The sequence below is a fragment of the Pseudomonas sp. V88_4 genome (genome assembly GCF_029967985.1).
Classification (GTDB): domain Bacteria; phylum Pseudomonadota; class Gammaproteobacteria; order Pseudomonadales; family Pseudomonadaceae; genus Aquipseudomonas; species Aquipseudomonas glycinae.
Map to the genome: position 1 here is coordinate 407,044 of NZ_JASCAF010000034.1, position 10,611 is coordinate 417,654.

The following is a 10,611-nucleotide window of genomic DNA, read 5'->3' on the forward strand; positions in this document are numbered from 1 at the left end:
GAAATAAACGTAGCAGGCGGTCAGGGATTTATCGCGGGATATTTTTCGACGGGGCTGGCAGGAAGAAGCTCAAGGGAGACAACAAAACGCCACGCGTCCGACAGGAGCCGGAGGCGTGGCGTGAAGTTTACTGCCCGGACGCAGGCATGGCCGGAATCGGCTCGGACGGCGGCGGAATGTCCGTCGGGTTGGCCGGAGGGGTGATGGTTTCCGTCGAGGGCGCAGGCTCGGCAACCGGTGCCGGAGTGATCGGTGCAGCTTCGGCCGGCGGGGCTACCGGTTCGGAGCTCACCGGGTTTGCCTCTGCAGGCGCTGGCGTTGGCGCCGCAGCGGACGCCGGGGTGGGTTCAGCCGCTGGAGCTGGAGCCAGCGGAGCCGGCGTTGCCTTGGCTTCCGGCACACCCAGATCGGTCTTCGGTTTTTCGGTGATATGCGCAGCTTTCTTCGCGTCGGCTGGCAGGAACAGCTCGACCAGGGTGAAGAAACGTTCGTAGAACTTCTGCGAAGACACGGTTTCGCTGGCCACCTTGACCATCGAATCGTCAGACGAGCCGATCGGCATCGACACCGAGCCCAATACGCCGACACCGAGGCTGGCCGAGTTGTTGGTCTTCTTCAGCGCGTAGCGGTCCTGCAAGGCGTTGGCGAACACGGTGGCGTGATGGCCGGCGCTGCCATCATCGGCGCACACCACGTTGAAGCTGATCTCCAAATGAGTTTCGCCGGTCTGCTGGAAGCTCTTGTGGCCGCTGACCAGTTTCGGGTCATTGCTGGTAATGATATAGCCCTGGCTGAGCAACGCTCGGCGGGCCGCTTCGCAACTGGCGGTGTCGGTCACCGGGTAATTGCGCGAAAAGGTGCCGGAGTCGTCGAAATTCTCATGCTCGTAGATAGGCTTGTCCTTGGAGCAGCCGGCAGCGGCGGTCAGCAACAACGCCAACCCGATGAAACGCACGGGAATAGAATTCAACATTAAACATCCTGAGGGAAAACGGTCCGGGGCGTATTGTGCAACAGATCGCTGCCCCGCGGCGTATGGATTAGTGTCTTAAAACAGTTACAACTCTATCGACCTTCAGCAGCAGGAAAAAGTCTCGCCGATAAATGATCGATGAACACGCGCAATTTGGCGATTGCATGGCGGCTCGACGTTCACAGGATCCGGAACTGTCCGACGTGCTGCAGATGCTCATCCAACACGCGCGGGGATTGTCGCGGGTCTGTTGCTGCTGACCCTGGATGCGACGGTCAACGCCCGAGCCATGGCTTCCCGAACGCCGGATAGCGCGCACAAAAAAGCCCCGGATTTTCATCCGGGGCTCGGGTCTTGCGGCTCAGCCAGGCATCAGAAACGCTTGATGTCGGCTTCGGCTTCCAGCTGCTTGCGGTACGCCGCGAAGTCTTGCTGACCCACACGCGACGCGAGGAAGCGACGGTATTGCGCTTTCTCTTCATCGGTCGGAGCCGCCGCTTCGTTCACGCCGTTCAGGCGCACGATGGTCAGGCTGCCATCCGCCAGCGTCACGCTGGTGAAGGTCGGCTTGTCCTTGGCAGCCGGCTTAGGCATGCGGAACAGTGCTTGCAGCACCGCCGGGTCAACGCCTTCCTGAGCGCGGTTCGCCGCTTCAGTGACTTTCCAGCTCTGACCATCCACCGCCTTGTCCAGCGGGGTCTTGCCATCACGCAGACTGGCGATCAGTTGCTCCGCCTTGGTCTTGGCAGCCGCGCTGGCGTGCTCTTTGGTCAACTGGGCGCGAATGGCGGTGGCCACGCTTTCCAGCGGCAATTGAGCAGGCTTCAGATGCTCCTTGGCGCGCAGCACGATCACGGTTTCCGGATCCAGCTCGATGGCGGTGCTGTTGGCACCCTCTTCCAGCACTTCGGTGCTGAACGCCGCCGTCACCACGGCACGGTTGGCTGCAACGCCTTCGCCACCTTCACGGCCGAACGGCTTGGAGGTGTGCACGGTCAGTTTCAGGTCCTGCGCCGGCTGGGCCAGGTCGGAGGCTTCGAACGAAGAGTCTTCCAGTTGCTTGGTCGCCTCGACGAAACGCTGCTCGACCTGCTGGGTTTTCAGCTCACGGGTCAGTTTGTCTTTCAGGCTGGCCAGGGTCGGCACTTCAGGCGCCTCGACGCCCAGCAACTTGATCAGATGGAAACCGAAGTCGGTGCGAACCGGCTCGGAAACCTGATCCTTGTTCAGCGAATACAGGGCTTTCTCGAAGGCTGGATCGTAAACGCCAGGACCGGCATAACCGAGGTCACCGCCGTTGTTGGCCGAACCCGGATCCTGCGAGAACTCCTTGGCCAGCGCTTCGAATTTCTCGCCCTTGGCCAGACGCGCCTGGACTTCTTCGATCTTCGCCTTGGCCTGGGCCTCGGTGGTCTTGTCGTTGACTTCAATCAGAATGTGCGCGGCACGACGCTGTTCCGACAGGTTGGCGATCTCTTTCTGATACGCCGCCTGCAGGTCTTCGTCCTTGACGGCGACCTGATCGAAGAACGAAGACTTCTTCAATTCCAGGTAATCGATGACCACTTGATCCGGGGTCATGAACTCCTTGGCGTGCTCGTCGTAGTAAGCCTTGACCTCGTCATCGGTCAGCTTCACGGCCGAAGGGTCAGCCTTGATGTTCAGCGTGGCGAAGTCGCGGGTCTGTTTTTCCAGACGGGCGAAAGCCAGCACCTGAGCGTCGGTTACGAAACCGCTGCCCGCCACACCGGCGCGCAGTTGGCCGATCAGCATTTCCTGAGCCAGCATCTGGCGGAACTGCATGCGGCTGTAACCCAGTTGACGGATCACCTGATCGAAACGGTCGGAGCTGAACTTGCCGTCGACCTGGAATTCAGGCGTCTGCAGGATCACTTGGTCCAGGGCCGCTTCGGAGAAAGCGAATTTCAATTGTTCTGCGCCTTGCAGCAGCAGTTTGCGATCGATCAGACCCTTGAGGGCCGATTCGCGCAGCATTTTTTCGTCCAGCAAGGAAGCGTCGAAATCCTTGCCCAGTTGTTGCATCAGCTGACGGCGTTGCATATCCACCGCCTGGCTCAGCTCGTTCTGGCTGATTTCTTCACCGTTGACCTTGGCCGCCTCATTCTTGTGAGTCGTGGCCTGGAAAATGGCGTCGAAACCGGTCAGGGCCATCAGTGCAACGATGACTCCGATAATGGTCTTGGCAATCCAGCCTTGTGAATTGTCCCTGATATTCTGCAGCATGCGTCCCCCAGAAACGGTTGAACTTCAAAATTTGGCAACCGTGGAGTGTGGGTAGAATCCGGATAGAAGAAAGGCGCATCCGAGGATGCGCCTTCTCGTAACTGGCGGAGCGGACAGGGCTCGAACCCTCGATCCCGGTGTGACAGGCAACTGTTTCAACTACCTGCTCTACCGCTCCGCTGCCAAGTCAGGCATGACCCCGACCCGGATGGGTAAAAACCTGAATCAAACTTAGTTGACGGCTTCTTTCAGGGCTTTACCGGCTTTGAAACCTGGCTTTTTGGCTGCCGCGATTTCCAGAGTCTTGCCGGTCTGTGGGTTACGACCGATGCGAGCTGGACGATCAGTCACGGAGAAAGTACCGAAACCAACCAGAACAACGGAGTCGCCGGCCTTGAGAGCGCCAGTGACGGATTCGATTACAGCGTCCAGCGCACGGCCAGCAGCAGCTTTCGGGATATCAGCGGATGCAGCGATAGCATCAATCAGTTCCGACTTGTTCACTCTAAGTCCCCTTATATCTATTTGAGTATGATTCTAAGTTTTTTGGTGAAAGCAAAAACGAGTGCTGAATGGCCTACAGACACTTAAGAGCCGCTTTATAACAAGGGCTCTAAAAAGCTGTCAAGGAAGCCCCCCAGGCAAAAGCGTATTAATGCGTGCTAATTCTTTCCTTAGAGTCAGACTCACGTTTTTCGTCCTTGGCAACTATCTCCGGAGCCACATCCGGCAAGGGCTCCGGCGCGTATTGCAGCGCAATTTGCAGGACCTCGTCAATCCATTTAACCGGTTTGATCTGCAGATCCTGCTTGATATTGTCAGGAATCTCCTTCAGATCACGCACGTTCTCTTCCGGAATAATCACGATCTTGATTCCGCCACGGTGAGCGGCCAGCAGTTTTTCCTTCAGACCACCAATGGCGAGAACTTGACCACGCAGGGTGATCTCGCCGGTCATGGCGACATCGGCACGCACAGGAATACCGGTCAACGCCGACACCAGCGCAGTACACATGCCTACACCAGCGCTCGGGCCGTCTTTTGGCGTCGCGCCTTCCGGCATGTGAATGTGGGTGTCGCGCTTCTCGTGAAAGTCCAGGGGAATGCCCAGACTCTTGGCACGGCTGCGCACCACCGTCAGAGCCGCAGTGATCGATTCGACCATTACGTCACCCAGCGAACCGGTCTTGATCAGTTGACCTTTACCCGGCACCACAGCGGCTTCGATGGTCAGCAGTTCGCCGCCCACCTGAGTCCAGGCCAGGCCGGTCACCTGACCGATCTGATCCTGCTGCTCGGCCAGACCGTAGCGGAACTTGCGAACGCCGAGGAAATGCTCCAACAGATCAGCTGTCACTTTTACCGAGAAGCGTTTTTCCAGCGCGTGCTCTTTGACCGCCTTGCGGCAGACCTTGGCAATCTGCCGCTCGAGGCCACGCACACCGGCTTCGCGGGTGTAGTAACGGATAATGTCGCGGATCGCTTCTTCGTCGAATTCCAGCTCGCCCTTCTTCAGGCCGTTGGCTGCAATCTGCTTGGGCGACAGGTACTTGACCGCGATGTTGATCTTCTCGTCTTCGGTGTAGCCCGGCAGACGGATGACTTCCATCCGGTCCAGCAGCGCCGGCGGAATGTTCATCGAGTTCGAGGTGCACAGGAACATCACATCCGAGAGGTCGTAATCGACTTCCAGATAGTGATCGTTGAAGTTGTGGTTCTGCTCAGGATCGAGCACTTCCAGCAACGCCGACGCCGGGTCGCCACGCATGTCGCTGCCCATCTTGTCGATTTCATCGAGCAGGAACAGCGGGTTGCGCACACCCACTTTTGTCATCTTTTGAATCAATCTTCCTGGCATCGAACCGATGTAAGTCCGACGGTGACCACGGATTTCCGCTTCATCACGCACGCCACCGAGGGCCATGCGCACGAATTTGCGGTTGGTGGCATGGGCGATCGACTCGGCCAGCGAGGTTTTACCCACGCCCGGAGGACCGACCAGGCACAACACCGGGCCACGAATTTTCTTCACGCGTTTCTGCACGGCGAGGTATTCAAGGATGCGTTCCTTGACCTCTTCCAGGCCGTAGTGATCGGCATCGAGAATGTCTTCGGCCCGGGCCAGGTCCAGGCGCACCTTGCTCTGAGCCTTCCACGGCACCTGAACCAGCCAGTCGATGTACGAGCGCACCACGGTGGCTTCAGCGGACATCGGCGACATTTGCTTGAGCTTGTTCAACTCGGCAGTGGCCTTGGCCAGGGCATCTTTTGGCAGACCGGCAGCGTCGATACGCTTTTTCAGGTCTTCGATTTCGTTGTGACCTTCGTCGCTGTCGCCGAGCTCTTTCTGAATGGCCTTCATCTGCTCATTCAGGTAGTACTCGCGCTGACTGCGCTCCATTTGCTTTTTGACGCGGCCACGAATGCGTTTTTCAACTTGCAGCAGGTCGATCTCGGCGTCCAGCAAGGCGAGAACGTGCTCGACCCGGGCCGACAAATCGATGATTTCGAGGATTTCCTGCTTCTGCTCGATCTTCAACGCCATGTGCGCGGCCATGGTATCTACCAGTCGGCCAGGCTCGTCGATGCTGTTGAGCGACGACAGGACTTCAGCCGGGACTTTCTTGCCCAACTGCACATATTGTTCGAACTGCGACAGCAGGCTGCGCACGAACACTTCGGATTCGCGCTCGGCAGCGTCGACTTCGTCGATCAGCGAGACTTCGGCACGGCAGTGGCCATCAACTTCGCTGAAGCGCTCCACAGCACCACGCTGCTCGCCCTCGACCAGAACCTTGACGGTGCCGTCAGGCAGCTTCAGCAGCTGCAGAACAGTGGCGATGGTACCTACGCGATAGAGAGCTTCTTCACCGGGATCGTCGTCAGCCGGGTTTCTCTGGGCCAGCAGCAGGATCTGCTTGTCGCCCGTCATCGCGGCCTCAAGGGCTTCGATGGATTTCTCGCGCCCCACGAACAGCGGGATAACCATGTGCGGATACACAACGACATCACGCAATGGCAGGAGAGGCAATTCGATGGTGGTCTTCATGATTTCGCCTCTACGGCGGCCATACGGCCGTAATCAGATGGAATTAAGCTTGAAACCAAGATGGGGGCTGACTTGAAAAAAAACAAGCGCAAAGCGGATGTAAAAAACGACATAAAAAAAAAGAGGCCCGAAGGCCCCTTCCTTGTTCCGGCAGACCGGGCGCTTACGCGTCCGGCGCAGCCTTGGCAGCCGGCTCACTGTTTTCGTAGATATACAGTGGCTTGGACTTGCCTTCGATCACGCTTTCATCGATCACGACTTTGCTCACCTCGGACTGCGAGGGGATTTCATACATCGTGTCAAGCAGCACACCTTCGAGAATCGAACGCAGGCCACGGGCACCGGTTTTACGCTCCAGGGCACGCTTGGCGACCGATTTCAGCGCGTCGGAACGGAATTCCAGATCCACGCCTTCCATCTCGAACAGCTTGGCATACTGTTTGGTCAGGGCGTTTTTCGGCTCGGTGAGAATCTGCATCAAAGCAGCCTCATCCAGCTCGTCCAGCGTCGCGAGAACCGGCAGACGACCGACGAATTCCGGGATCAGACCGAACTTGACCAGATCGTCAGGCTCGACTTCACGCAGGGATTCACCAACTTTCTTGCCTTCTTCCTTGCTGCGCACTTCTGCGTTGAAACCGATGCCACCCTTGGTGGAACGGTTCTGAATGACCTTCTCCAGACCGGAGAATGCGCCACCGCAGATGAACAGGATGTTACGGGTATCAACCTGAAGGAATTCCTGTTGCGGATGCTTGCGGCCACCTTGCGGCGGAACGGAAGCGACCGTGCCTTCGATCAGTTTGAGCAAGGCCTGCTGTACGCCCTCACCGGAAACGTCCCGGGTGATCGACGGGTTGTCGGACTTGCGCGAAATCTTGTCGATTTCGTCGATGTAGACAATACCCATCTGGGCTTTCTCTACGTCGTAATCGCACTTCTGCAACAGCTTCTGAATAATGTTCTCGACGTCTTCACCCACGTAACCCGCCTCGGTGAGGGTGGTTGCGTCGGCGATAGTGAACGGAACGTTCAGCAAGCGGGCCAGAGTTTCGGCCAGCAGGGTTTTACCGGAGCCGGTCGGGCCGATCAGCAGGATGTTGCTCTTGCCGAGTTCGACGTCGTCAGCCTTTTTGTCACGCTGGTTCAGACGCTTGTAGTGGTTGTATACCGCTACCGCCAGAACCTTCTTGGCACGTTCCTGACCAATGACATATTGATCAAGGATGCCGCTGATTTCTTTAGGCGAAGGCAATTTATGCGCGCTGCTTTCGGCCTGTGCTTCCTGCACCTCCTCGCGGATGATGTCATTGCACAGGTCGACGCACTCGTCGCAGATAAAGACCGAGGGGCCGGCAATCAATTTGCGCACTTCATGCTGGCTTTTGCCACAGAAGGAGCAATAGAGCAGCTTGCCGTTGTCCTCGCCGTTGCGGGTGTCAGTCATTCGTTCGATCCAAATCCGATAGGCTTGCAACACAAGATGAAGGCTATTGCGGGCTTTTTCAAGCCCGCCGCTGATCAGACGCGCCGACCAAGCCTATTTTGAGTTGCTTATTTTTAAGCTGGGCGCTGGTTGATCACTTCGTCGATCAGACCGTATTCCTTCGCAGCTTCTGCACTCATGAAGTTGTCGCGGTTGGTGTCGCGCTCGATTTCTTCAAGCGTACGACCGCTGTGCTTGGCCATCAGCGTGTTGAGACGCTCGCGGATGAAGAGGATTTCCTTGGCATGGATTTCGATGTCCGACGCCTGCCCCTGGAAACCGCCCAGCGGCTGGTGAATCATCACGCGCGAGTTCGGCAGGCAGAAACGCTTGCCAGGTGCACCGGCCGTCAGCAGGAATGCGCCCATGCTGCACGCCTGACCGATACAGGTCGTCGATACGTTTGGCTTGATGAACTGCATGGTGTCGTAGATCGACATTCCCGCTGTCACCGAACCGCCCGGGGAGTTGATATAAAGATGGATGTCCTTGTCCGGGTTTTCCGCTTCAAGGAACAGCAATTGCGCACAAATCAGGTTGGCCATGTAGTCCTCTACCGGCCCAACCAGAAAGATTACTCGCTCCTTGAGAAGACGCGAGTAAATGTCATAGGCGCGCTCGCCACGAGCAGATTGCTCGACAACCATCGGGACCAGGCCGCCGGCGGCCTGGATATCAGAGTTCTGCTGAATATAGGAATTACGGAACATGCTCTGCAGTCACTCCCAAATAGTCATGTCTTGAATACGCATAAGCCAGCTCGAAGGCTGGCTTATGGTGTGTGCTTCTAACGCAAAAACAATCAGTCGGCTTTTGGAGCTTCTACCGGCTTGACCGCTTCTTCGTAAGAGACCGATTTGTCGGTCACGCTAGCTTTCTGCAGAACAGTATCCACAACTTGTTCTTCCAGCACAACCGAACGAACTTCGTTCAGTTGCTGCTCGTTCTTGTAGTACCAGGACACGACCTGCTCAGGCTCTTGGTAAGCCGAAGCCATTTCCTGAATCATTTCGCGAACGCGGGCTTCGTCTGGCTTCAGGTCGAACTGCTTGACCACTTCAGCCACGATCAGACCCAGGACAACGCGACGCTTGGCTTGTTCTTCGAACAGCTCGGCCGGCAGTTGGTCAGGCTTGATGTTGCCACCGAACTGCTGAACAGCCTGCACGCGCAGACGGTCAACTTCGTTGGACAGCAGAGCCTTTGGCACTTCGATCGGGTTGGTGGCCAGCAGACCGTCCATTACCTGATTCTTGACCTTGGATTTGATCGCCTGACGCAGTTCACGCTCCATGTTCTTGCGAACTTCGGTGCGGAAACCGTCGATGCCGCTTTCCTTGATGCCGAATTGAGCGAAGAACTCTTCGTTCAGCTCAGGCAGTTTTGGCTCGGAAACGGTGTTTACAGTCACGGTGAACTCGGCGGTTTTGCCAGCCAGGTCCAGGTTCTGATAGTCCTCTGGGAAGGTCAGGTTCAGAACGCGCTCTTCGCCGGCTTTAGCGCCGACCAGGCCTTCTTCGAAGCCTGGGATCATGCGGCCGGAACCCAGCACCAGCTGAGTGCCCTTGGCGGAACCGCCAGCGAATACTTCGCCGTCAACCTTGCCAACGAAATCGATGTTCAGCTGATCTTCGTTCTGGGCAGCGCGATCGGCCACTTCGAAACGGGTGTTCTGCTTGCGCAGGATGTCCAGCATCTTGTCCAGATCGGCGTCAGCCACTTCAGCGCTCAGACGCTCGACGGTGATGCCTTCGAAGCCGGCAACGGTGAACTCAGGGAACACTTCGAATACGGCTACGTATTCCAGGTCCTTGCCAGCTTCGAGCGACTTAGGCTCGATCGATGGCGAACCGGCCGGATTCAGCTTCTGCTCAACCACAGCTTCGTAGAAGGAGGACTGGATCACGTCGCCGATCGCTTCCTGGCGCGCATCAGCACCGAAACGGCGCTTGATTTCGCTCATTGGCACTTTGCCTGGACGGAAGCCAGCAATCTTGGCCTTTTGGGCAGTCTGCTGCAGACGCTTGTTGACCTGAGTCTCGATGCGCTCAGCCGGCACGGTGATGCTCATGCGGCGCTCAAGAGCAGTAGTATTTTCAACAGAAACTTGCATGGATATTCCTCGTTGCACAGACGTTAGCCGGCCGTTTCCGACCCAAGAATCAAGGGCAAGCATTCTAGTAGGTCAAACTCAAGAAGTCACCCTACTGAAAACGGGTAAAAAACAGCAGGCCATTTGAAGGCGGGGACAAACGGTTGCGCCTCGCCCTGTTAGCAAATACAGCCAATTCAAGCCAGGGCTCTGCGCCAACCTCTTCTATATATAGAGGCGGTTGAATCATCTCCCTGACAGCCGACCTCGCAAGCAAGGTTGGCGGGCAACGCAGCATCATCGAGCAACATTGATACGACGAAGCACCCTGCCCTGCGACCCGAAACCTGCAGCCGCCAAAAATCCGAAACCGTAAAACAAAAAAGGCGCCAGACTGTTAAATCTGGCGCCTTTCGGAATATGGGGTGGACGATGGGGATCGAACCCACGACAACGGGAGTCACAATCCCGTGCTCTACCAACTGAGCTACGCCCACCATATTGCGTGCCAAAGAAGCCAAACAACTTCTTTGTAGAACTTCACCCGGCCAACGGCATGAATGAAGCTTTGATTGGTGCGGATGAAGAGACTCGAACTCTTACGCCTCGCGGCGCTGGAACCTAAATCCAGTGTGTCTACCAATTCCACCACATCCGCAGATGAAGCTTTTTAAAGCAAAGGCGCCAGACTGTTACATCTGGCGCCTTTCGAAATATGGGGTGGACGATGGGGATCGAACCCACGACAACGGGAGTCACAATCCCGT

At 56.9% G+C, this 10,611-nt stretch carries 7 protein-coding genes, 2 tRNA genes and 1 pseudogene; all 10 read right to left on the reverse strand.

Features of this window, described 5'->3' with window-relative positions; all coding sequences use genetic code 11:
- Positions 1 to 127: 127 nt before the first annotated feature.
- The 10 genes and pseudogenes from QLG12_RS13420 to QLG12_RS13465 all read right to left on the reverse strand — a co-directional run bounded on the left by QLG12_RS13420 (position 128) and on the right by QLG12_RS13465 (position 10,502).
- Positions 128 to 973 carry a DUF2242 domain-containing protein gene (locus QLG12_RS13420; protein ID WP_197867385.1) on the reverse strand — a complete coding sequence of 282 codons (846 nt, stop codon included), beginning with the start codon at positions 971 to 973 and terminating at the stop codon, positions 128 to 130.
- A 92-nt stretch (positions 974 to 1,065) separates the two neighbouring features.
- Positions 1,066 to 1,203 (reverse strand): annotated as a pseudogene (locus QLG12_RS13425) (LysR family transcriptional regulator); the annotation flags it as partial.
- 142 nt (positions 1,204 to 1,345) lie between these two features.
- Complete coding sequence (locus QLG12_RS13430) at positions 1,346 to 3,217, reverse strand: SurA N-terminal domain-containing protein (RefSeq protein WP_282474681.1); 1,872 nt, start codon at positions 3,215 to 3,217, stop codon at positions 1,346 to 1,348.
- A 231-nt stretch (positions 3,218 to 3,448) separates the two neighbouring features.
- Entirely contained in the window at positions 3,449 to 3,721 is a 273-nt protein-coding gene (locus QLG12_RS13435; RefSeq protein ID WP_002552737.1) for an HU family DNA-binding protein, read from the reverse strand.
- 148 nt (positions 3,722 to 3,869) lie between these two features.
- Complete coding sequence (lon, locus tag QLG12_RS13440; protein ID WP_108562775.1) at positions 3,870 to 6,266, reverse strand: endopeptidase La; 2,397 nt, start codon at positions 6,264 to 6,266, stop codon at positions 3,870 to 3,872.
- 163 nt (positions 6,267 to 6,429) lie between these two features.
- On the reverse strand, positions 6,430 to 7,713 hold the full coding sequence (gene clpX, locus QLG12_RS13445; protein WP_007951558.1) for an ATP-dependent Clp protease ATP-binding subunit ClpX: 1,284 nt from the start codon (positions 7,711 to 7,713) through the stop codon (positions 6,430 to 6,432).
- Between the two features lie 113 nt (positions 7,714 to 7,826).
- Complete coding sequence (clpP, locus tag QLG12_RS13450) at positions 7,827 to 8,462, reverse strand: ATP-dependent Clp endopeptidase proteolytic subunit ClpP (RefSeq protein WP_007951559.1); 636 nt, start codon at positions 8,460 to 8,462, stop codon at positions 7,827 to 7,829.
- 92 nt (positions 8,463 to 8,554) lie between these two features.
- Positions 8,555 to 9,865, reverse strand: a complete 1,311-nt coding sequence (gene tig / locus QLG12_RS13455; RefSeq protein ID WP_085712472.1) for a trigger factor — start codon at positions 9,863 to 9,865, stop codon at positions 8,555 to 8,557.
- Between the two features lie 400 nt (positions 9,866 to 10,265).
- A tRNA-His gene (locus QLG12_RS13460) sits at positions 10,266 to 10,341 on the reverse strand.
- Positions 10,342 to 10,417: 76 nt separating this feature from the next.
- A tRNA-Leu gene (locus QLG12_RS13465) sits at positions 10,418 to 10,502 on the reverse strand.
- Positions 10,503 to 10,611: the final 109 nt, after the last annotated feature.